At 45.2% G+C, this 24,111-nt stretch carries 18 protein-coding genes and 1 CRISPR repeat array; of the genes, 8 read left to right on the top strand and 10 right to left on the bottom strand.

All coding sequences use genetic code 11. The features are described 5' to 3' along the window. Positions 1 to 61 precede the first annotated feature (61 nt). Complete coding sequence (locus RIC07_RS14355) at positions 62 to 283, top strand: hypothetical protein (RefSeq protein ID WP_446381212.1); 222 nt, start codon at positions 62 to 64, stop codon at positions 281 to 283. Positions 284 to 336: 53 nt separating this feature from the next. Here the strand turns inward: RIC07_RS14355 and RIC07_RS14350 are convergent, their stop codons facing one another. Together RIC07_RS14350 and RIC07_RS14345 are read right to left on the bottom strand one after the other, a co-directional pair. Next, positions 337 to 1,140 (bottom strand): hypothetical protein, encoded by an 804-nt coding sequence (locus RIC07_RS14350; protein ID WP_446395114.1) that lies wholly within the window; start codon positions 1,138 to 1,140, stop codon positions 337 to 339. A gap of 19 nt (positions 1,141 to 1,159) precedes the next feature. Continuing rightward, entirely contained in the window at positions 1,160 to 2,461 is a 1,302-nt protein-coding gene (locus RIC07_RS14345; RefSeq protein WP_446395113.1) for a DUF389 domain-containing protein, read from the bottom strand. An 800-nt stretch (positions 2,462 to 3,261) separates the two neighbouring features. Between RIC07_RS14345 and RIC07_RS14340 the strand changes: the two genes are divergently transcribed. Then, on the top strand, positions 3,262 to 4,674 hold the full coding sequence (locus tag RIC07_RS14340; RefSeq protein ID WP_446395112.1) for an adenylate/guanylate cyclase domain-containing protein: 1,413 nt from the start codon (positions 3,262 to 3,264) through the stop codon (positions 4,672 to 4,674). A gap of 200 nt (positions 4,675 to 4,874) precedes the next feature. Next, positions 4,875 to 10,658, top strand: a complete 5,784-nt coding sequence (locus tag RIC07_RS14335; protein ID WP_446395111.1) for an AAA family ATPase — start codon at positions 4,875 to 4,877, stop codon at positions 10,656 to 10,658. Between the two features lie 59 nt (positions 10,659 to 10,717). Here the strand turns inward: RIC07_RS14335 and RIC07_RS14330 are convergent, their stop codons facing one another. The 5 genes from RIC07_RS14330 to cutA form a co-directional block, all read right to left on the bottom strand. After that, positions 10,718 to 11,089, bottom strand: a complete 372-nt coding sequence (locus RIC07_RS14330; protein WP_446381207.1) for a hypothetical protein — start codon at positions 11,087 to 11,089, stop codon at positions 10,718 to 10,720. A gap of 101 nt (positions 11,090 to 11,190) precedes the next feature. Beyond that, a complete protein-coding gene (locus tag RIC07_RS14325; RefSeq protein WP_446395110.1) occupies positions 11,191 to 11,595 on the bottom strand; it encodes a ribosomal maturation YjgA family protein in 405 nt (134 codons plus the stop codon). A 22-nt stretch (positions 11,596 to 11,617) separates the two neighbouring features. Beyond that, positions 11,618 to 12,139 (bottom strand): TM2 domain-containing protein, encoded by a 522-nt coding sequence (locus RIC07_RS14320; RefSeq protein ID WP_446395109.1) that lies wholly within the window; start codon positions 12,137 to 12,139, stop codon positions 11,618 to 11,620. A gap of 280 nt (positions 12,140 to 12,419) precedes the next feature. Then, the gene (locus RIC07_RS14315; protein ID WP_446395108.1) at positions 12,420 to 13,148 is read right to left on the bottom strand and encodes a phosphatase PAP2 family protein; all 729 of its coding nucleotides are present in this window, start codon (positions 13,146 to 13,148) and stop codon (positions 12,420 to 12,422) included. Between the two features lie 251 nt (positions 13,149 to 13,399). Further along, a complete protein-coding gene (gene cutA, locus RIC07_RS14310) occupies positions 13,400 to 13,741 on the bottom strand; it encodes a divalent-cation tolerance protein CutA (RefSeq protein WP_446395107.1) in 342 nt (113 codons plus the stop codon). A gap of 446 nt (positions 13,742 to 14,187) precedes the next feature. On the opposite strand from cutA, the gene RIC07_RS14305 reads away from it, so the two are divergent. The 5 genes from RIC07_RS14305 (at position 14,188) to RIC07_RS14285 (ending at position 19,474) form a co-directional block, all read left to right on the top strand. Then, positions 14,188 to 14,733 carry an RNA 2'-phosphotransferase gene (locus RIC07_RS14305; protein WP_446381201.1) on the top strand — a complete coding sequence of 182 codons (546 nt, stop codon included), beginning with the start codon at positions 14,188 to 14,190 and terminating at the stop codon, positions 14,731 to 14,733. A gap of 37 nt (positions 14,734 to 14,770) precedes the next feature. Then, entirely contained in the window at positions 14,771 to 15,976 is a 1,206-nt protein-coding gene (locus tag RIC07_RS14300; RefSeq protein ID WP_446395146.1) for an AAA family ATPase, read from the top strand. Between the two features lie 355 nt (positions 15,977 to 16,331). Continuing rightward, positions 16,332 to 16,625: a hypothetical protein gene (locus tag RIC07_RS14295; protein WP_446395106.1), complete on the top strand. Its 294-nt coding sequence runs from the start codon at positions 16,332 to 16,334 to the stop codon at positions 16,623 to 16,625. Between the two features lie 366 nt (positions 16,626 to 16,991). Further along, a complete protein-coding gene (locus RIC07_RS14290; protein ID WP_446395105.1) occupies positions 16,992 to 17,933 on the top strand; it encodes a lysophospholipid acyltransferase family protein in 942 nt (313 codons plus the stop codon). 134 nt (positions 17,934 to 18,067) lie between these two features. Then, complete coding sequence (locus tag RIC07_RS14285) at positions 18,068 to 19,474, top strand: amidase (protein WP_446395104.1); 1,407 nt, start codon at positions 18,068 to 18,070, stop codon at positions 19,472 to 19,474. A gap of 94 nt (positions 19,475 to 19,568) precedes the next feature. Here the strand turns inward: RIC07_RS14285 and RIC07_RS14280 are convergent, their stop codons facing one another. The 3 genes from RIC07_RS14280 to RIC07_RS14270 all read right to left on the bottom strand — a co-directional run bounded on the left by RIC07_RS14280 (position 19,569) and on the right by RIC07_RS14270 (position 24,022). Then, complete coding sequence (locus RIC07_RS14280) at positions 19,569 to 19,850, bottom strand: hypothetical protein (protein WP_446395103.1); 282 nt, start codon at positions 19,848 to 19,850, stop codon at positions 19,569 to 19,571. Positions 19,851 to 20,107: 257 nt separating this feature from the next. Continuing rightward, the gene (locus RIC07_RS14275) at positions 20,108 to 20,335 is read right to left on the bottom strand and encodes a LapA family protein (RefSeq protein ID WP_446375479.1); all 228 of its coding nucleotides are present in this window, start codon (positions 20,333 to 20,335) and stop codon (positions 20,108 to 20,110) included. Positions 20,336 to 21,871: 1,536 nt separating this feature from the next. After that, positions 21,872 to 22,418: direct repeats of the CRISPR family, unit length 37 nt; unit sequence GTCGAAATCCTCTATAATCCCTATCAGGGATTGAAAC. Positions 22,419 to 22,582: 164 nt separating this feature from the next. Continuing rightward, positions 22,583 to 24,022, bottom strand: coding sequence for a phosphoglucomutase/phosphomannomutase family protein (locus RIC07_RS14270; RefSeq protein ID WP_446381195.1), 1,440 nt, complete (start codon positions 24,020 to 24,022; stop codon positions 22,583 to 22,585). Positions 24,023 to 24,111: the final 89 nt, after the last annotated feature.

The raw sequence follows: 24,111 nt of genomic DNA, 5'->3' as shown, positions 1-24,111 counted from the left end.
CCTCACACTCAAGTTTAATTGTGTCCGACTACTGAGAATGAGATTTTAGATGAACAAAAAAATGAGCAACAAAACCAAAATTGTCAAAGAAAGCTTTGGTAATCCTGACCAAGAGGGTTACTACAGTGGGGCTTATGTCTTCAGTGACGGCACAGCCGAGTTTGTCTGTGGATACCAAGCTCCGATTGGCAAGAGCAACGGTAGCGAAGAATACTATAACGTAATGCCAGCAACCCCTCAACAGGTCTACGCTAAATATGGAAAATCCGAAGACAGTGCTTGATTCGCCATCGATACGTTAAGATGGGACTCTCTTGTCCTGAATCGCCCAAAAATCTAACCCAAAACGAGTAAACCAGCGTAGACAGTTGCACCCAAAGCAAATGCCCAAAATCGACTTTGCCGTTCTTCGGGTAGTTCTTCTTTAATCACATTCAGGATAATTCCTCCACCCAGAAAGGCAAACAGCATGGCTAAGGCGGCTTCAGATATTTCCGTAGCTTGTCCAATCGCCCAACCACATAAAATTGCACCCGCTAAAACCCAGCGCCCTACCCGATGATAGGCGTCTTTGTGATGATCCCGCAATCCATAATCATTGACAAAAAAGTGCAACGCCATGGCGATAAAAAAGAATAAGAGACTCTCTACTCCCGGTTCCTCGCGATGAATCAGTAGATAACCAATTAACAGGTTATAAAGGGAAAACGAGCCAATATGTAACCAAAAGAGTCCTTGAGAGAGGATACCGCTAAGTTTATGCTGATTTTGTCGGTATACTTTAACCAGATGTTCTAAGCCATAGAATACCGTTAAGCCCAGAAGTGCGACTAAATAAACGTGGCTTTCCAAAAACGCGATCGCCAATCCTTCTGTCTGTTCAATGGTTCGTTGTCCCTGATTGAGTTCTGGCAATAAATGCACAAAAACATACGCCACCGACGCGCCCCCGGCGAATGATAACCACTGACTGCGAGGAATCACATCGAGAAAGCGCATTTGTCCACCAAATAGATGGACAATCGCCAGGAGTATGGCGCAGATTAATGCTAGCAGCGTGGTTAATGATACGTTCAACACTGAAGATGTTGCGATCGCAACAGGAAACAAGGAACAGGGAACAGGGAACAGGGAATACACAATTTAAATGCACCTCAGCTTACCCTTCTACTCTTTTACCCTGAACCTCTGGCAATTCCAACACATTCACCTGCACTAAGGGTGTAACATTAAAATCCTGTTCTAATAAATGGGTTTGAATCGCTTGGGTTAACTGCGTCTGAATCGTTTCCGTAGAAGCCGTTACGTCCGGGTTACGCTGCACATAAACTATCGTCAGTAGCGTATTTTGTCCCTCGATTTTAGTCGGCGTAAACTGCACATTCGACTGCACCAGTTTTGCCAAATCACTCTCCTGCACCACCTGCTGAATCTCTGTTGAGGTACGCTGTTCGAGTGTGGTTCGCTGTAAAGTGGGTTCCTGCCAAAGTTGCGCGGTTAACAACCCTGCCATGATCACCGTCCCAATCCCTAATACGACTGGAAACAACCACCGCTTTCCCCGGTTATAGCGAGCGCCCCTAGCGGAAAGCCCCACCAGACGGAAGACAATCGCGCCAGAAAAATTAATCCCAGCTAACTGAAGCACGAGGAGGAACAGACTATTAACTACCATATCCCATCGTGCGATCGCGGCTGCCATGCCGATTAATCCGGCGGCTGGGGCTAAGGAGGCGGCGACTAACACACCAACGGCGGCTCCGGAAACCAGACTACTGCGTTCAGATTGGATGAGATTCAAAGCGCCTGCTGTTCCGGCAATGAGGGGGAGGAGAATCGTAACTGATGATACCTTAAAACTCGCCATCATCAGACTGGTGGGTGCTTGCTGTTGCATAATCACACTCAAAACCCCTGCCACAACCACCGTCACGCCAATCCCTGCACCATAGCGGATGACACTACGCTTAAGTAAGTATAAATCGCCTCGTGCCGTTGCGATCGCGGTATTCATAGCCGGTCCAGCAAAGGGCGCAATTAACATCGCGGCGGTGAGTAGATAAATGGTATTGGTAAATAGCCCAATCCAAACCACCACACCTGCACAAGCCGCATACCCCAGAAATCCCTTCCAAGAACCAACACTCTGCAACCCCGCTAAAAATATCTCTAAGGGGCTGCGTAACTGCACCTCTTTCACTTGTTGCGGGGCTTCTGACGGGGGCGGTTTAAGGGGCATCATCCCCCGAGGCACTAATGTCAGATGTAAATCAGGAAGTGTATCTAAAGCTTCTAAAAAGCTCTCTACCTGACGATTGGGAACATAAGTAATCACAAAATCTAGCTCTCCTTCGGTATCAGACGCCTCAAACCGCGCCAGATTCGTTCCCTGATGAGCTTTAGCCATATCGAGAACCTTATCCCCTTGTCCTCGCGGCACTTGAATTAAAAGTTGGCGCACCTCATCCTCCCATAGTTACCTGTCATTTAAGAGGAATGGCACGCTTAAGAGGAATATTGCTGACTTGTATAGCCAAAGACATGAATTTTCCTGTCGAAGCTCAAGTGAGCTAAAGCCTACTGCGTAAGTATTTAACTGACTTGTATAGCCAAGACATGAATTTTCCTGTCGAAGCTCAAGTGAGCTAAAGCCTACTGGGTAAGTATTTAACTGACTTGTATAGCCAAGACATGAATTTCCCTGTCGAAGCTCAAGTGAGCTAAAGCCTACTGGGTAAGTATTTAACCCGTTTTAACGGGTTTGAGCTTTTAGCCCGAACTTTAGTTCAGGGCTGAATTTTAAGTCAGTGCCATTCCATTTAAGCGTGATACGCCGGATGCATTTTGACTTCCCTCATCGGAAAGATGTTAGGGCAGAGGAGCAGGGGAAGCAGGGGAAGCAGGGGGAGCAGAGGGAGCAGAGGGAGCAGGGGAAGCAGAGGGAGCAGAGGGAGCAGGGGAAGCAGAGGGAGCAGGGGGAGCAGGGGAAGCAGGGGAAGCAGGGGAAGCAGAGGAGCAGGGGAAGCAGGGGAAGCAGGGGGAGCAGAGGGAGCAGGGGGAGCTGGGGAAGCAGGGGAAGCAGAGGAAGCAGGGGGAACAGAGGGAGTTAACTCAAAGTTCTACCTTACCGATTCTCTGACAAATGACAAATGACGAATGACGAATGACGAATGACGAATGACAAATGACATTTTTTCCGAAATAAGGCTGAACAGATTGATATGAAAACTATAGCTCGTCCGGAAAAAGCCGATCGCACCTATGCAACCTGAACACCCCTCCCTAGAGCAGCTCATTTTGGAAAATGCCAGTCTGCGCCAGGAAATCGCCGCCCTGAAGCAGGAAAATGCGGATTTAGAAATTCTGCTGGAGACGACAACGGAACATTCGGATACCGTTACCGCCCAGTTGCATAATCAGGCAATTCAAGCCGTACTCGATAGTGAAAAACGACTGTTGCAATTTCTGGAAGCGATGCCCGTGGGTGTGGCGGTATTGGATTATCAAGGATGTCTGTACTATATTAATCGTAAGGGAAAACAGTTAACCCGACATCGCATCCCTCTGGGAGTCAATGCGGAAAAATTAGCTAAACTTTATCACATTTATCGCAGCGGAACCAACCAACTTTATCCCTTTGAGCAGTTACCGATTGTGCGAGCGCTTCAGGGTGAAACTTCCACGGCTGATGACCTAGAAATTCGCCACGGGGATCAGGTGATTCCCCTAGAGGTTTGGGGAACACCGATATTTGATCAAGACGGGACTATTATTTTTGCGATCGCGGCGTTTCAAGACATCACCGAACGCAAAAAAGCCGAAGCCGAACGCCTTCAGTTTACCACGGATCTGTTTGCCCTCAATCAAGCCTTATCCCGCTTTGTCCCCCGCCAATTCCTTCAATTGTTGGAGAAAGACAGTATTGTCGATGTGCAACTGGGTGATCAAGTCCAGAAAGAAATGTCAGTGCTATTTTCTGATATTCGCGACTTTACCAGCCTTTCAGAAAAAATGAATCCGGACGATAATTTTAAATTTATTAATTCCTATTTGAGTCGCATGGAATCAGCCATTATTGATAACCAAGGGTTTATTGATAAATATATTGGCGATGCGATTATGGCACTCTTTAGCGGTAGTGCCGATGATGCACTTAAGGCGGGAATTACCATGTTGCATCGGCTGGCTGAGTATAATAGTCATCGTACCAAAACTGGCTATGTGCCGATTCACATTGGCATTGGGATTAATACAGGCTCGTTGATGTTGGGTACAGTAGGCGGTGCATCGCGCATGGATAGTACGGTGATTAGTGATGCTGTTAATTTAGCGTATCGGATGGAAGGATTAACCAAAGAGTATGGCGTACCGTTGTTAATTTCTCACTACACGTTTTGCCAGCTCAATAATGCCAATGACTATAGTTTTCGTGTGATTGATAAAGTTAAGGTTAAGGGGAAATCTGAGGCGGTGAGTGTTTATGAAGTCTTTGATGCAGATGAATCGGAACTGCAACAGGCTAAGTTAGTCACAAAAACAACCTTTGAACAAGCCCTGTTATTTTACAATCTGGGTAAGCTTGACGTAGCCGCCAGTCTGTTTGAACAGTGTTTGCGCCAAAACCCTGAAGATAGCGTGGCTCGAATTTATCAGTTACGCTGTTTGAATAGGTAGAAGGCAGAGGGTTTCAAGGCAAATGGATGAAAAATAAGTATCGAGGATTTTTAATCCCTATAAAATTATTGGTTTTAACAGTTTATATACCTGATTGTGCTTCTCTGTTCCCCATTGCCCATGACACACCGAGCGTGTTACCGAGCGAAGTCGAGGTAAGCCGAGGTGTTGCCCATTCCCTGTTTCTTTAAATCACATCTATGTTTAACATTCCCGGTTATCAGATTTTATGCCAAATTTATGAAAGCACTCAATCGATTGTCTATCGAGGAATTCGCCAAGCGGATCAGCAAGCGGTTATCCTTAAACGCCTGAAGACTAATTATCCTACACCGGAAGAGATTCGCAAATATAAGCAGGAATATCAGATTACCCGCCGTCTCAATTTGGCAGGCGTCGTCAAAGCGTATCGCTTAGAACAGTATCAAAACAACGTAGTCATTATATTCGAGGATTTCGGCGGCGATTCTTTACAGCTATTGCTTAATCACCATCCACTGACTCTGGCTGAGTTTCTCGATATCGCGATTAAAATAACCGATAGTTTAAATCAAATCCACGCCGCTACTATTATCCATAAAGATATTAACCCCAGTAATATTGTTTACAATCCCCAAACCGGACAAATTAAACTGATTGATTTTGGCATTGCCAGTGTTTTGAGTCAGGAAAATCCGACTCTACAAAACCCCAATGTTATCGAAGGGACTTTAGCCTATATCTCCCCGGAACAAACGGGCAGAATGAACCGATATGTGGATTATCGCACAGATTTTTACTCGCTGGGTGTCACCTTTTATGAATTGTTGACCGGAAACCTTCCCTTTGAGGCTCAAGATGCGATGGAGTTAGTGCATTGCCATCTGGCAAAATATCCCACACCTCCCCATCTTTTAGACGGGAGTAAACAGATGCAGGCAGGTAAGGGAGTGGGGGAGATACCCCAGGCGGTTTCAGACATTGTGCTTAAACTCCTCGCGAAAACAGCAGACGAACGCTATAAAAGTGCCTTGGGAATTCAAGCCGATTTAGTGATTTGTCTGATGCAATTAGAGGCAAATGGTTTTATCGAACCCTTTCCCGTTGGCGAAAATGATGTCAGTGAAAAATTCCAAGTTCCTCAAAGAAATTATGGTAGAGATGCTGAATTAGCTATCTTACTCGCCGCCTTTAACCGTGTGGCTAATGGCAGCAAAGAATTAATGCTTATATCGGGTTCCGCTGGGATTGGTAAATCGGCATTAGTCCAGGAACTTCATCAACCAATTGTGCAAGAACGGGGCTATTTTATAGTTGGTAAATTTGACCAATTTAACCCAAATCGCCCCTTCGCATCTTTGGTGCAAGCCTTCTCTGACTTAATCGGACAAATTTTAACCGAAAGTGAAGCCAAAATTGCCGATTGGCGTTCTCAACTGTTAGAGGCGTTTGGGATTAATGGTCAAGTTATTATTGACGTTATTCCTAAACTTGAACTGATTATCGGTCAACAGCCTCCTGTACCTGAACTTCCGGCGACAGAAGCGCAAAATCGCTTTAATCGATTGTTTGCTCAGTTTATCCAGGTGTTTGCTCAAGCAGAACATCCTCTGGTTATTTTTCTAGATGATTTGCAATGGGCAGATTCGGCATCTCTGGATTTGTTGGAACGGTTACTGACTGATATCGATAGTCGTTATCTTTTAATTATTGCTGCCTATCGGGATAACGAAATTAACCCAGTTCATCCTTTAAATAGGTTGCTGGATAAGAGTCTTAATCTGGGTGTAGCAGTTAATCAAATTAATCTTAGCTCTTTAGAGTTAATCCACCTGAATCAGCTAATTGCCGATGCGCTGGATTGTTCTTTAGAGGAGGTGAAATTCCTGGCAGAATTGGTTTGGAACAAAACCCAAGGAAATCCTTTTTTTGCTAACCAGTTCTTAACCTCTATTTATAACCAAGGGTTACTTCAATTTGATTTTGATTCAGGTTCATGGCAGTGGGATATTCAAGAGATTGCAGCGCAAACGGTATCCGATAACGTTGTTGAATTTATCGCCCAAAAACTGCAAACGTTATCAGAAAATACTCAGTCGGCTTTACAGCTTGCGGCTGGAATTGGTAATGTCTTTGATTTAACTACGTTAGCCGCTATTTATGATAAATCACCGTTAGAAACTGCCATTGACTTATGGGAGGCGGTTCAAGCAGGACTAATTATTCCTCTCGGTGAAGATTACAAATTTATTCAATCTGCTGTACTCACCACGTCTAGCTATTTCACTGACAATGATCCGAATGACAATTCCTCCTCTCTTACATTACCAATCAGTGTCACGATTAATTCTTCATACCGATTTATTCATGACCGAATTCAACAAGCTGCCTATTCTTTAATTCCTGAACCTGATCAACCTGGCATTCACCTGCGAATTGGTCAGTTTATGCTGAAAACAACTCCACCAGAAAAGCAGGAGGAGAAACTATTTGATATTGTCAATCAGTTAAATATTGGTATCCCATTAATCACGCATCAGTCTGAGAGAAATGAACTGGCTCAATTGAATCTCTTAGCTGGACAAAAAGCCAAAGCTGCCACTGCTTATGAATCGGCGGCTAATTATTTAAATACAGGATTGAATTTGTTAGCCACGGATAGCTGGCAGCTTCAGTATGACTTAACAGTAAAACTCTATTATGAAGCTGCCGAAGCCGCCTATTTACGAGGAAATTTTGCCGCCGCAAAACAGTTAGGAACGGTTATTTTAGACCAAGCTAATACATTGCGCGATCGCGTCAAAGTCTATGAACTGATGATGCAGATTAGTATCGCCCAAAACCAGCTACTTCAGGCGATTGATATTGGCTTAGAAACTCTGGAAATGCTGGATGTTTTTTTAGTCGAGTCTAACGGAGGAAATAGACAAGTTAAGTTACCTTCGCTCACCGATTTAGACGACTTTCCCCAAATGACTGATCCGCAGAAAAAAGCGGCAATGAGACTACTGGTTACTGTTGCGTCAGCTACCTATTTAGCCAAGCCGGAACTCTTGTTTCAGGTAATCTTAACCATGGTCAATCTTTGTCAAACCTATGGGCTTTTGCCAGAGTCTACTTACGCCTATTCAGTATATGGATTGCTTCTCTGTGGAATGTTGGGGAAAATAGAGGAAGGCTATTACGCCGGGGAGTTGGCGCTGAGACTCTTAGATCAATTAGAGGCGAAGGCGCTTAAGTGTAAAGTGCTGCACCTGTTTAATGTCTATATCCACCACTGGAAAGCCCATGCTAAGGATACCTTAATTCCCTTGCGATCGGCAATTCAATCGGGATTGGAAACTGGGGATTTAGAATATGCGGGGTATTGCATGACCAATGATTGTACCTATTCGTTTTTTATTGGTACTCCCCTGGATGTTGTCGAGAAAAAACATAAACACTATATTAAATCCCTCTCTAAAATAAACCATACATTTTCCCTTTATTTAACCCAACTCTGGCAACAACTCTGCTTGAACTTAATTGGGGAAGTCGAGTCAGTAGTGCAATTGCAGGGGGATAGCTTTGATGAACAGGAAACTCTGCCCTACTTACACCAAACCAATAATCATACCTTACTCTTTTTTGCCTATTTAGCCAAAGAAATCCTCAGTTATTTATTTAAAGAGGTTAATTTAGCGATTTCCGTAACCCATCAGACTGAGGCATTTGCCGGATCAGCCCAGGGATTAATCGTTTATGCGATTCATCTGTTCTACAATTCACTCATCCTCTTGGCGCAGTATCCCACTGTAGAACCCTCTGAACAAGAACAGTATTTAAAGCAAGTCATTGCTAATCAAGAAAAAATGCAACATTGGGCGAATTATGCCCCGATGAACTATCAACATAAGTATGATTTAGTTGCAGCAGAGAAAGCGCGAATTTTAGGAGACTTCCTCAAGGCAATGGACGATTACGACCACGCGATTCAGGGGGCAAGAGAACATGGGTATATCCAAGAAGAAGCCTTAGCCTATGAACGCGCCGCCGAATTTTATCTCAGTCTCAATCGAGTAGAAATTGCTCAAACGTATATGAATAAAGCGCATTATTGCTATAGTCGCTGGGGAGCAAACGCTAAAGTTAGGGACTTAGAGGAACGCCATTCTCAGTTAATTGAACGGCGGGCAAATTTACGTTCAGCCGACAGGAACACCTCCGACGTCAATCCCTTTATTCAAACCTCTGATGGGAGTGATTCGTCTCGCTTAGATTTAACCAGTGTTCTGAAAGCCTCCCAAGCCTTATCAGGAGAAATCCTTTTAGATCAATTGCTGGCAAAGTTCATGCAAATTCTGATTGAAAATGCAGGTGCAACTCAAGGCTATTTGATTCTGTCCACTCAGGGAAAACTGCTGATTGAAGCGGAGGCTGCGGTGAATCAGGAGACGGTTAAGGTGTTACAGTCGATTCCAGTAGAAAGTAGTACCGCTGTGGCAACAAGTATTATTAATTATGTGGCACGTACCCACGAAACAGTGGTTTTACATGATGCCATGAATCAGGGTAAATTTACCCAGGATGTCTATGTGATCCAAAATCAGTCTAAGTCTATTTTGTGTAGTCCATTACTGAATCAAGGCAAACTATCCGGATTGATTTATTTAGAAAATACTTTAACGACAGGTGCTTTTACCTCAGACCGACTAGAACTGCTGAAACTCTTATCCTCTCAAGCCACAATCTCCATTGATAATGCTAAACTCTACGCCGAACTTCGCAGCAATGAAAGTCGATTAAGTCAATTTTTAGAAGCCGTCCCTGTGGGAGTCGCGGTTATCGATAAACGGGGCAAAAGTCACTACTTGAATCAACGGGCGCAGGAGTTACTCGCCAAAGGCATTATACCCGATATCAACTATGATAAAATTGCTGAACTTTATCAAAACTATGTCGCTGGAACAAAGCAGCTTTATCCTAATGATAAATTACCCATGGTAAAAGCCTTACGTGGTGAATATGCGACGGCGGATGATATTGAAATCCATCACGGCGATAGAATTATTCCCATCGAAGCCTGGGGAACACCTATTTTTGATGAACAGGGGAATGTTATCTATGCAATTGTCGCCTTTCAAGATATTACCGAACGTCGCCACGCTGAGGCTGAACACGAACGATTTACGCAAAAACTCTCTCAACTGAATCTGGCATTTTCCCGGTTTGTGCCGCGTCAATTTCTCCAGTTTTTGGATAAGGACAGTATTGTGGAGGTACAAGTTGGGGATCAGGTGCAGAAGGAAATGTCGGTGTTATTTTCTGATATTCGGGATTTTACCCAACTCTCGGAAACAATCACACCGGATGATACTTTCAAATTGATTAATTCTTATTTACAATGTATGGAACCGACGATTGTGGATAATCAAGGGTTTATCGATAAGTATATTGGCGATGGGATTATGGCACTCTTTGGCGGTGAGGTTAATGATGCGGTGAACGCCGGAATTGCCATGTTGCATCGACTGAGAGAGTATAATAAAAAGCGCCGGAATCAGGGTGATAGTCCCCTGAGAATTGGTATAGGGATTAATACGGGTTCTTTGATGTTGGGGACAGTTGGCGGATGCAATCGCATGGATACGACGGTAATCAGTGATGCGGTGAATTTGGCGTCTCGTGTGGAAGGATTGACGAAGGAGTATGGCGTGTCGTTGTTAATTTCCCATCATACGTTCTTAGGGTTACAGCATCCCACTGACTATGCGATTCGTTTAATTGGTCAAGTACAGGTTAAGGGAAAAGCGGAATTAGTCACAGTTTATGAAGTCTTTGATGCGGATTCTCCGGAGATAAAAGCTGGGAAGTTGGCGACATTGCAACTGTTTACTGAGGCGTTATCGTTCTATCATCTCCAGGCTGTTGAGCAAGCCGCACAAGGATTTGAAGAGGTTTTACGGTTGAGTCCTAGGGATAGAGTGGCTCAACTGTATCTTAAACGCATCCGGGGGAATGGGTGAGGCGGAATGGGGTATTGGGGTTTCAACAATCAAGACGCGCCATGGCGCGTCTCTACATTCTATTCCCAAGCATCGAGGTCTATGGCTTTTGAGCCGCCTCGTTCTAGCTGTCCTAAAAGTTTACCCAACTGATACCACACTAACCAACCAATGAATAGAGTTAGGGGTAGGGAAATGGTGTAAGCCAGGAATGTGGGAAAGCTAAAAATTTCTAACCCAGCCGCCAAAAATACGCAAATTCCGGCGGAAATTCCTAGGAATGGGATGAATAATGGCAATCCTTGCATTTGAGCCAGACTGCGAGAGGAACGGTTTTTTGACCATTCCTGTACCTTTTGTTTCAGTGTGGCTTCAAACGCCGCACCACAGGTAATCCCAGCCAATAAACCCATCACTAACAATAAATAAGGCGGTTCATGAAAATAATACACAAAGCACTCCCAGCGTATAAGTCCGATACAGCCAGATTGTACACTGTCTGCTGTGTAAAACTAATACAATTCCCTCAGCCTTTAAGCGGTAACGTATTGAGTTATGATTTACTTTGGCGACGTGACTGGCGCGAGTAGACCAAAGCCGATCGCATCCAGACCCAACCCAGAAAACTCCCGATAAAATAAGCGGGAAAATCTGACCAGGTAAAGGTATTCCCCAAGATAACCCGACCCAGTAACGTGGCTCGGATTGCTTGCAAAAATGGAGGTTGCCATAGTTGCAGAACCTCCAGGAGACAAGTAACTATACAGACGCCTACCGCCGTCCACAGGGGTGACGCTTGGGGAAAGAAAAGTCCAACCAAGAGAATCCAGAAAATCTCATAAGCAAAGCTACCCAGGCGGTCATTCAGCCATTCCGGTGCAGGTGCGTAAAACCGCACCGCATACCCCAAAGGAGCAATGAGGATAATGCTGATGAGCAGGATAATGCGATATTTCAAAATAGGATAGTGGTCAACCTCCCTACACCCATCGCTTTAACTCAGGATTAACACTCAACTCTAATTCTGGAAACGCATAAACGACAACACCTGTATCGGGGTCATTGTCAATATTCACATACCCGGACTTGACCAAATCGTTCAACGTCGCTTCTACTTCCGCAAACCCTCGTCCCGTATCGACAACCCCCTGAGTCACGGACAATTTACCGCCTCTGACTTCAGCCGCTTTTACTAATTGGACAACAAAGGAGTCATGGTTTAAAGTAGCAGGAGCATGATAAGGCTGGACTAATGTGGGTGAACCAGAAACCGTTGCTTCTCCAGTGATGCGATCGCGCTTCCCATATTTGAGATAATGTTCTTCTACCATGCCGGGAATCAGAAACAAGTCAACGAATTGACCAACCCCAAATAATCCCCCCGTACAAAACCACAACAAACCTGTGGCAATTTTACCATTATAGAGGCGGTGCAATCCTCCAAATCCAAACAGAAAGCCGCACCACAACAAATAACTCCCTTCACGTCTATTTATATCCATTGCCAATCCTCCTCTTGGTTTGGTTTAGCCAAAGCGCTCTCTTCCAGTCACAGGCTGCATCGGCTTAAACTCCAGCGTGATTAACTGAAAGCCAGCCACTGTAAGTTGTCCTGTGGTTCTTTACACGCTTTCTTTCATTATCGCCAAACTTTGAGCGAAACGTTTTAAGAATTGAGAAATGTAGGGACGGGTTTCACTATATCGGGGTTGCTGTAGTAGAGACGTTCCGGTGGAACGTCTTGTGGTGAGGATAGGGAACACTTATTCAGCAGCCCCTATGTTAGGACGTTTCTGTAGCCGCTTTCTCTTCTTTCTCCAGTCGTCGCTGACTCCTGTGGGGTCTAATCACCAAACAGACGCCAACTGTCCAAGCAATGGATGCCATCCAACCTGCAATAATATCACTGGGGTAATGAACCCCTAAATACATCCGCGTCCAGCTAATCGCGATCGCAAACACGATACCCCCAATCACCGTCACCCAACGCCAACGGGTATTCCAGGTCAAAATAATTAATACAATCGCAAACGTTACGCTTCCCATCGCGTGTCCACTGGGGAACGCATAATCCGATTCTGGCGCAGGGGATTCCCACAAACTCGGACGTACTCGCTGGAAAGTTAACTTAGCGGTACGAACAATAATAACACTGCCTAAATAGGTTATCAGCGCATAGGTAAGGAATCGCCACTGGCGTCGGAATGCCAAGAGCAGTACTATCGCCACAGATACAGGAAACACCCCCCAATATGCACCCAAGTTCGTCAGGAAGATCACAAACGTATCGAGTTGAGGGGAAGTTGTTGAGTGAATCGCTAATAAAATTGGCACATCCCAGGGAAAACCCCCTTCCTTTTCCCAAATTTCTTCGGCTAATTCTCCGAAGATTTGCACGGGGATATAGACACCCAGAAATAATATGACCAGAGAACGCCAATTGCTGGTTAATAATTTGACGAGAAATTTCCAGAAGGATTGGATACGCTTTGAGAGTTCAGAAGTAGGCATTAAACAGAACGAAATGTGACGATGTACAACTTTAAAAAATGACGACTTCCTCAAAAGTATGATTATCCCACAGCCGAGGACAAAGGGCATCAAGAAATTACTTATCCCTCATCTCTCTCTAGATCAGGGCGGGTTTTGATTCAACGTTATCATCAATGGCGAAATAAAATTCCCTAAACCCGCCCCTACAACTGGACTGGTTTTGATTCAATGTTATCATCAATGGCGAAACGAAAGTCCTAAACCCGCCCCTACAATTTTTTCACAGATACATTCTCGGAAATCCACTGTAAATAAGCCTCAGATCCAGCAATAATCGGCAAACCAATAATTTCAGGAACGTCGTAACTATGCAACTCCTGAATTTTGGCAGCTAACTGGTCAAACTGAGATAAATCGGTTTTAATCACCAATTGCCACTCTTGGTCACGATTCACCTTTCCGTCCCAGGTATAAATCGATCGCACGGGCGTAATACTGACACAAGCTGCCATTCGCGCTTCCACTAAGGATGAAGCGATCGCGTCTGCTTCTTCTTTTGACGTTGCCGTTACCAAGACTACACCATAGCTAGAGGTTGATGTATTGTTCATCGAATCATGCATCCGTTCCTACGCCTGGTTCATTGTATCAACTCACTCGAAAAAAAACAGGGTTACACAACCCTATCAGGCGATCGGGGAGATGGGGAAGATAGGGAAGATGGGGGAACTACCTCGACTTCGCTCGGTGTGTCAGATGGGGGAGATTGTGTAGGGGCGGGTTTCACTACTATCTTTTTGGTTACACCCAGATGTAACTAAACCCGCCCCGATTAGAGTGAAAGTCATCTTCAACAAATGACGAATGACAAATGACAAATGACGAATAATTAACAGGTAGACAATTTTTAGTAATTGTAGTATTGTATAATACAAGCTAGTCTAGTCCTCACCCCTGAGTGTGAACCCATTGATCTGACTCAGACTCAAGGCAACGTTATCCAACCATTGTTTAGGGTTAGCGAAACCATTCTTAAAAGCTATTGATTCAATCAACCATGAACTCTACTCGCCTGGTTAAAATTAGTAAATATCTCAGCAAACATCTACGGCATCAACCCGAACGGATTGGGTTAACCTTAGAACCAGGAGGTTGGGTCAACGTTGATCAACTGCTATCTGCTTGTAAACAATATTCCTTTCCCCTTACTCTCCATGAACTTAAAGAAGTCGTCGCCAAAAATGATAAACAACGCTTTTCCTTTGATGCGACAGAAACACGGATTCGCGCCAATCAAGGGCATAGTGTCGCGGTTGATTTACAGTTAGAACCAACCCTTCCACCAGAGGTACTCTACCACGGTACAGGTCACAAAACTGTTGAATCGATTCGGCGTCAAGGCTTATGCAAAATGTCACGGCATCACGTCCACTTATCCCAGGATATCGCCACCGCCAAAAAAGTAGGACAGCGTCATGGTTCTCCAGTGGTTTTAGCTGTCGATGCTAAAGCCATGTCCGAAAAGGGTCATACATTCTACTGTTCCGATAATGGCGTGTGGTTAGTGGATTTTGTTCCCCCTAAATATCTACAGCAACTCTAATCCGCCAGGAGTCTCCAACTCAGCAGGAAAAATAGTGATGAATTCAGAACAGCTTTGGTCTCAAGAAAAATCTCATCAGAATAATCGGCAATCGAAAGGGTTATTGGGGTTAGGCTGGCGTCCTTTATCCCGGCAGTTTGATTTGGATTTTATTTTACATTTGTTGCAAAATGATACATCAGAGTTATTGCAAAAGAGCCTAGATTTTACCAGTGATGTGGCTGATGCATTAGGGCGAAATCACTATAATATTTTTGCCAATGTTTTGAGCTTATTTTCCGAAAATATGCGTTATGAGTGGGATGAGTTCTGGGAGTACATTACCCCTGACCCGCCAACTCCTAATCATTGTCAGCGGGAGACGATATTTGTCAATACGCCCGTCACCCAAACGGTTACTCGCGAGAGTATTCCGATTGAGTATGTCCTGAATCGACTACAAGAAGTCACTTTATTTAAAGTCTTGGATATTCTGGGCAGTCCTGATTTAATTACTCAAGATTACATGGATCGTCGCTTTTATTATCCTCTAGAAAAGTTTGTCAATTGGCAACGCTTAGATGTGTTTGGCACAGTCTATGCCTACTGGTCTAATCCAGAGATTTGGTTACAAATTAATAACCAGGGTCAAGGACGGCGCTGCTACAATTTAATGGCGGATGAAATTCGCCCGTTAGTGAATAAAGCGACCTATAATGTAGCGGTGATGCTGAGTGGTTATCAAAGTCGCGTGGGGAAGGTTCACAGTCAGTTTCAGATTAGAGACTTTCCCAGCGATATTCAACGGTTTACCGATACCGTTCAGCAGGCAATTCTGGATCAAAACCAGTTAGCGATTGTCGTGCATGGTGAACCGGGAACCGGGAAAACGGTATGGACACAAGCGCTGGCAAAAGAAGTTCTTGTACCGTTGGGGTATACGATTTTTATTCTGGATCATGATGCCGTAGAAAATTTTGTACCGCCGAGTTATTTGGAACGAGTTGCCCTAATTATTAACGAGGCGGATAACTTAGCAAAAAATCGAGCCAGTGAAGTGGCACAATGGAATAATAAAACGGAGCATATTCTCAGTTTGTTGGATGGAACTTTGTATCAGAGTGTAATTGATGACACCGGAATTAAAGCGCAGCAAAAATTAGTGGTATTAATGACCTGTAATACCACAGAACGCTTCGACCCGGCGATGTTACGTAAAGGACGAGTGGATTTGACCTATGAGTTTATGCATCGATTTGTGTGAGGCTGAGTAGATTTGACGATTAAATCGGGCGCACGTCGGTGCGCCCCTACCTCAACATTTTTACCCCACCCTAACCCTCCCCTTATCAAGGGGAAGGAACCGGATAAGATTAAAGCGATGAAATTCAAAGTTTTACAGGGAAAAGTTCTCACCTTAAGTTGACACGGATGCAAGCCTCGCGCCCCTACGAGGCTGATGTAACAATTGAGACATGCTACGCTACTTCAAATAATTTCATCCTAAAGGCATAAGCTAAAATTGACCTTATTTCCTAAAATGAGAGAGTCTTCGTTGTAAGAGTTATTACATTATGTAAATACCCTAGTAACGAGATAATGAATTCTATAAAAAAGTTATGTCTTTTCTAAAACGACCCTTTCTATTACTTCCTCTGGCTTTACTGCTTGTTGTTTCAACAGGTTGTCGCGTGGAAAAAGAGCAAGCCGGGGAAGAACCGGATGTAGATGTAAACGTAGATCCTGGGAATTTGCCCGAATATGAAGTTGAGGGACCAGAAGTTGATGTAGGAACTGAGCAAAAAGAGATTACTGTTCCTGATGTGGAAGTAACCCAAGAAGAAAAGACGATTACCGCGCCTGATGTTGATATTCAACCTCCAACTGACAATGATTCCCAAGGAAATCAATAATAGTAACCGTTAGGGAGCTTCTTTTGGCAACTGAGAAGCTCCCTGAATAATTTAGCCTTATTGTGTCCCAGGATAACCATTAGCACCATAAGCGGCTAACTCAAATTTAGTATTTAAACTTCTTATAACGACCTGGAAAACTGGTATATAATAGTATGCCAGTTTTTGAACTGTCTATACTACCGTTGTAACTTGAACCGTTGCGACTCCAAGCTATTCAGGATGGTGTAATCAAAGCAACGAAGTGGAGACGGTGACAAAGGAAAAACTGGGCTATTGCATTTCCTATCGAGGACAGACGTTATCAAAGATGAATGATGAAGTCTATTCCGGCTACCTCGGTGTTCCCTGTTTCCCTAATTGCCTATGAGTTCCTCCGTAGAGAATCAGCAAACCCAACAAACCCAATCGCCACCCCTGACACCTGCAATGATTCAACGGGTGAAAGAAGGATTGAGTGCAGCCCGCGATCGCAGAGTGCGTGATGCTGTCGAAAATGCTAGGAATAATCTGAATGCGATCGCGAATGGGGATTGTGATCAGCGAGTCAGGGGAAGGGTAAGGCGTTTCATCCTGCGATCGTTTATTCATCTGCTGTTCCCGGTGCGAATCGAAAACCCGGAATATATCCCCACTCAACCCGCATTACTCGCCGCCAACCATCTCAATCACATTGATCCATTATTGATTCTCGCCGAAGTCCCCGAACATCCCTACTACTACACCCCGGCTGACGCCCGTACTCTCTATAACCATTGGTGGAAACGCCGGATTTTGGGTTGGGCGGGGGGTGTCATTCCCCTAGAACGGCGCTGGAAAGAAGAAAAAGCGGTTATTGAAGCCGCCCAAGCAGGGCGCGAGGATTTAGCCGACTTAGCCGCCGCCATTGAAGAGGATGTACCCAGCAACGCCGGATTAGGTACTATGCGACAGATAGAACGGGTGGTGCAGGCAATTTTTGCCCGTGGGGATGGCGTTTTAATCTTTCCAGAGGGGAGACTGGGTGAGGTTGAAGGTGAATTACAATTACCCTTAGCGCGAGGTGGGATTATGTATGCGTTGCGGGCGGGCGTCCCCATTGTACCCGTAGCCTTGATTGGCACTCATGACCTTTATTTTCGCAAGCTATTAACCCTGCGATTTGGCGAACCCTTGCACTTTCCTCAATCCAAACGCCCCAAACCAAAGGAAGTCCAAAAGGCGATGGAAACGTTAGAAGAGGCGCTGATTAAACTATTACCCAATAATTATCAAGAACCCAACCAACCTAAACCTCTGCGTCATTGGCTCAATTGCCTATTGTTATAGGGTTTCACTACTATCGTTTGAAATGGTGCGTTACGCTTTGCTCTCCTCACCCTACACCCGCTAAACCTACCTCGACAGACAGCAAGCCGTCTTCAACAAAGGACAAATAACCAATGACTAAGGACAAATGACAAATGACTAACACTGATTTAGCCTTCACACCCGCTTTAGAACAAGCGCAATTAATTCGCCAAGGTCAATTATCTCCCTTAGAATTAGTCGAACTGTATTTAGCCCGCATTCAACAGTTTAATCCTCAATTGGGCAGTTATTTTAGTGTCGCCACTGATATGGCGCTAGCGGATGCCAAAGCCAAAACGGAACAGTTGACGCAGATAAGAGATAGTGCCGAACTGCCCCCTTTTTTTGGCGTACCCATTGCTATTAAAGACCTCACCGCTGTCCAGGGATTACCCTGTACCTACGGCACGCCGATTCTCAAAGATAAAATAGCACCTTACGATGATGGCGTCGTCGCCCGGATTAAACAAGCGGGATTCATTATTTTAGGCAAAACCGCCACCTCAGAAGTGGGTTCGCTTCCTTATACCGAACCTCCAGGATTCCCCCCAGCCCGTAATCCCTGGAATTTAGAATACACCCCAGGCGGATCAAGTGGGGGGTCTGCTGCGGCTGTTGCTGCTGGATTATGCCCGATCGCCCAGGGGTCTGATGGGGGCGGTTCAGTGCGTGGACCTGCCTCCTGCTGTGGCGTGGTGGGGATTAAACCCGCACGGGGACGAGTCTCTTTTGCCCCAGTGGGCGATCGCCAAAATGGAATTGCCGCTAATGGTTCTTTAGCCCGCACGGTTGCGGATGCGGCGGCGTTGCTGGATGTGATGTCTGGCTATATTCCCGGTGATCCCTATTGGTTACCTGATCCGGAGGTATCATTTCTGGAAGCCACTCGTCAACCGCTGGGTCAATTGCGAATTGCCTTTTCTACAGCGATACCCCCTCTAGGGGATGCCGCAGAGGTTTGTCAGCAGGCGGTGCATGAAACGGCGCGGCGCTTGGAAGAGATGGGACATCAGGTGGAACCGGGTTGTCCTGATTTTAGTGCTTTAATTGAACCTTTTCAAAAGGTGTGGCAAGCCGGGGTAACGGCGACAGGAATTCCCGTGGCGGCGTTAAGTCCGATGAATCAGTGGATTGCCGCCCAATCCGGTTCGGCGGGGGAGTATTTGCAAGCTGTTGCCCAGATGCAGATTACATCGCGACAGATTGTCGGCTTTTTTGAGAATTTTCAGGTGTTGGTGCTTCCGGTTTATATGCACCCAACGATTCGGGTGGGGGAATGGGCGTCTTTAAGTCCAGAGGAAACGTTGCAAAATATTATTCGTTGGATTGCGCCTTGTCCTCCATTTAATGCCAGTGGACTTCCCGCGATCGCAATTCCGACAGGATTTGACTCAAAGGGTTTACCTGTAGGGGTTCAGCTAGTGGGACGCCCTGCGGCTGAAGCGACGCTGATTGCGTTGGCTACTCGGTTAGAAGCGACAAATCCGGGGATTCACCAGCGTCCAGCGTTGGTGGTGTAAATAATTATAAACCTTGCAATCCCCATACTATCGTTGGTTATTCCAAGTTCCCATGTAGGGGCGGGTTTAGGGACAAAATTAATGAAGCAACCAATCACCTTTCGACAAAACCCGCCCTGCCCCACCCTTTCACGCCGACATTTTGATATGCGATCGCGGTTGAAAATCTGCTGATTTTTGTTGTTCGGTTTGGGATTAATTGATTGTCTGGCGGTGGAGGAATGGACGGGTTTTGTTGTTGCTTTATCGGTGAGGAGGACGGGTTTTGTTGTTGCTTTATCGGTGGGGAGGGCGGGTTTTCTTGTTGATTTATCGGTGGGGAGGGCGGGTTTTGTTGTTCCATTATCGGTGAGGAGGGCGGGTTTTGTTGTTCCATTATCGGTGGGGAGGGCGGGTTTTCTTGTTGATTTATCGGTGGGGAGGGCGGGTTTTCTTGTTGATTTATCGGTGACTAGCTGAATTTAGTCCCTAAACCCGCCCCTACAATTGTCCCTAAACCCGTCCCTACAGATTACCTAAAAAGAAAACAGCATACCCACTAAGTTTTGTAAACAAACCTCAAACCCTTACAAATGACAAATGACAAATGACAAATGACTATCTTCACCCTTCACGTTAATTATGTCCACCTACTTATAATCGCCTTCTGCCTTCTATCTGCCATACCCAGGGAATAATTGCCCCAGCAATCACGCCTATTCCCACACTAAACGCTAAAACAACTCCCACAGGGAGTTTAATGGATTCAACATTGAGAAATCTAAGAGATACAAGTGTGGCATTTTGTACCGATAGGATGGCAATTGCCGCAATCCAAGCGGCGACAATCACAGATGTGAGTAGATTAGTTAAGGCTTTCATCTAACGCTCAAGTCTTCAGGGCAGTGGATGCAGTATAGTTTATATGAGTACAGTTTGACTGCCTCTGGGGTATTGTCAATGCAAGGTTAAGCGCATCGGCGGCGAATCTCTTCGGGATGATTCGATTTTCTTTGCCTAATGCGACAACCAGTAGGTGTTTTTTTTGAGGAGTCAAAATTTGAGGCTGTAATCCTTATTGGATCAGGGATACAGGCTTTTTCCCAGTTTAGGAGGTTGTCGCAATGTCTGAAAAACTTATCCAGCAAGGATTTGAGAGTTTTTGTTGGAGAGGGCTTGTCAAAAGCGAGGGCTGAAATGCTATAGTTAGAAGAGGTTGTCGCAATCGAACCTTGAAAACCAAATACAGCAAGCGTTTCAGAGGTCGGCAGTCGAAATCCTCTATAATCCCTATCAGGGATTGGGGCGACTCGTTCACCTATAATTATTAGATTTTTTTTTTTTGCTGTAAAGATACTAATAGGAAAAGGTGGCAAGGTGCAGCCCTAGTTTAACTAAAATTGCACCTTGACAACTAAGTAATCTATGTGGGTTAAATTCCCACCCCCTTAGCATCGGGGTGAATCCATCTCCTACCTTAAACAAGATAGCAACTTGTCCTGGAACAGCTTAGGAGAAAACCGGATAAGCTGGTAGCCTCAACTGGTGAAGTCGGGAGGGAAGATGCCCAGGGTTAACGTACAGTAAATTGAGTAAGACCCGTCGTTAGATAGGAGCCAGAGAAAGAGGCTGTGTACGGGAATTCTCTCCCGAAAGGGGAGAAAACCTAGATTCTTTACTATATGTAAAGGAACGGTGGTAACAAAGGAAGGGGATAACAGTGACCAGCCCCAAAGGGACAGCGACTGGTATCCATATTATCCTTTGGATATCTCCATACTTGGTGCAATGGGTAAAGAGCTTGTTGGGCGCAATCCACCAACAAGAGATGTTGTCGATAATTACCCCGGCGGATACTCGGAACCTAAAGGTATCAAGAAATAGTTACTTGGAACGAGGTAAATCATCGGGTTCTCTTGCAGGATAATTCTGGTCAGAGGTGATAGGTTAAACCGCAAATCCATCCACAGGAAACATGAACTGTTATTTGTTGAACAGATAGCACAACTTGTTTACCTGATTGGATAAGGAAATCCTTCACAAGTAGGGTGAGCTAACTCCGGATGAACCCGATTGAATACGATGTCATAAGAAGCCAAAGCTTAAGGTAACGCTTAAGATAAGCTGACGTATGGCAGTCACTGCCTTGGTCACGACTGATTAAGTTCTTAAAATGCCTAAAACGTAGGAGGCGAAACCTCTGAACGTGGGATAAAAAGGGACAATAAAAGCGTTAAACAGACCAGACCCCCAACTGGAAACGGGAAAGGGTTCCACTAATTATCGGAGGCATACTAGGAGCCGAATGCTTGGAAACTTGCTCGTTCGGTTTTGAATGGGAGCTGAGAAAGATAAATCTTTCCTTCGACCCTATGAAACGATAAAATGTTCTTGATAGTAAATATCATAAGGCATAGTGTCGAAATCCTCTATAATCCCTATCAGGGATTGAAACCAAATTACTTCTGAACCTACTTTTCCTACTACTAGTCGAAATCCTCTATAATCCCTATCAGGGATTGAAACTTGAGTGGCAGTGCGGCGGCGAGGGGAACTGCCCTCGTCGAAATCCTCTATAATCCCTATCAGGGATTGAAACCATGATTACCTCTAAGTAAATTTTTCGATAAAGCTGTCGAAATCCTCTATAATCCCTATCAGGGATTGAAACTTAGACGAGCTGTCCGCAAATTTGGCAACTTTGATGTCGAAATCCTCTATAATCCCTATCAGGGATTGAAACAAGCTATTGATCAGGTTGGTGGGGATTGGCAGGATTGTCGAAATCCTCTATAATCCCTATCAGGGATTGAAACTTACTCATCCTCCTGCCCTTATTCGCGATCGCTCTCTTGAAGTCGAAATCCTCTATAATCCCTATCAGGGATTGAAACTGAAGTATTTGCAGTGAATGTGGTACGATGTTGGGTCGAAATCCTCTATAATCCCTATCAGGGATTGAAACTATTTTGCGATTCATTTTGGTGGGGGGATGGAAGTCGAAATCCTCTATAATCGCAGTCCGCGCAGGCGGACTTTGTTTGTGTAGCAGCGATTTCAATCGCCTCCTCTTGCTGTGTAGAGACGTTGCATGTAACGTCTCTACAACCCTAATTCAGCAAGCTTTAGTTATACCGTTGCTGGTTCCATCTGCTGAATCATCTGCTTCATCGCCTCAGCAATTTGATTTTGCTTTTCAGGAGAATCCGCTTCCATATACACCCGCATCAGAGGTTCGGTACCGGAGGGACGCAATAACACCCAACTTCCTTCTGATAAATAGAGTTTAATCCCGTCTTTGCGCCCGACTTCTTTAACCTTAATTCCAGCCACTTCTTGGGGGGGATTTTTGGTGCAAGTGTCTAAAACGGCGGCTTTGTGATCCTCATTCAAATGCAAGTCTAGACGCTGGTTGTAAACCGGACCATCCGCTTCTTTAATCGCTTCTTCGACTAACTGACTTAGGGGTTTACCTTCGTAGGCAATGGCTTCAGCCACCAGCATATTGGCTAAAATACCATCTTTTTCAGGAATATGCCCAATAATGCTCAATCCCCCGGATTCTTCACCGCCAATCAGCACCTCGGTTTCCCGCATTTTCTGACCGATGTATTTAAACCCGACGGCTGTCTCGTAAGTTTCTAGACCATGTTTTACGGCAAAGTTATCCAATAGGTGAGTTGTGGCAACGGTACGGACGATCGCACCTTTTTTACCTTTGTTTTTAATCAGGTGGCGTGCCAGTAACAATAGCACGGTATTGGGGGTTAGTACATTACCCTGTTCATCTACGATACCAAAGCGATCGCTATCCCCATCAGTCGCTAGACCTAAATCCGCCTGATCTCGCGTCACGGCTTCTCTTAACCCCACCAGATACTCGCCTTTGGGTTCGGGCATTCCGCCACCAAATAAGACATCACGGGTAGTGTTAAAGCTTTCCGTCTGACAGCCACAGTATTCCAGGACATCATCCAGATAACCGCGAGAGGTGGAATAAAGGGCATCGTATTTTACTTTGAGTTGCGCCCGCCGAATCCGTTCTACATCTAGTAGCGTGTAAATAAAGTCCAAGTAATCCGGTTTCGGATCAAAGGTAGAAATTTTATCACCCGACTTACCACTCGGTAGTGCATCATCTGCCCCAGCAATATTGGAAACAATCGTATCCGTAATTTCCGGGGTAGCAGGACCTGCATAATCCGGAATATATTTAATCCCGCAATAGGCAGCGGGATTGTGGGATGCTGTAAACATCAGCGCTCCGGCTGAGTTGAGTTGACGCGCTTGATAGGCAATCACTGGCGTCGGACAATCCCGGTTGACAATTTTCACCGTCCAGCCCAAGTCTGCCAAAACCTCAGCAGCGGTGCGGGCAAACTCATCAGCCAGAAAGCGGGTATCATAAGCTACCAAGACGGGGCGGTCTTTGCCGTAGGCTGTATCCAGATAATTCGCGATCGCACGAGTTACCTTACAGACATTGGCGAAGGTAAAATCATCAGCGATGATTCCCCGCCAGCCATCGGTACCGAATTTTATTTTTTTAGCGCTATTTGTTGCACTCATTTGGGCTACTTTGCTCTTGATTTTACTCAATTTTGACATCTCCTCTCCTTAAAAGCGAGAGGATTGGAGAGCGGATGCTACGCGACAGC

It is taken from the genome of Coleofasciculus sp. E1-EBD-02, assembly GCF_040218245.1.
GTDB lineage: Bacteria > Cyanobacteriota > Cyanobacteriia > Cyanobacteriales > Coleofasciculaceae > Coleofasciculus.
The sequence above is the reverse complement of the archived record's forward strand: the minus strand, read 5'-3'. Positions and strand labels throughout refer to the sequence as shown.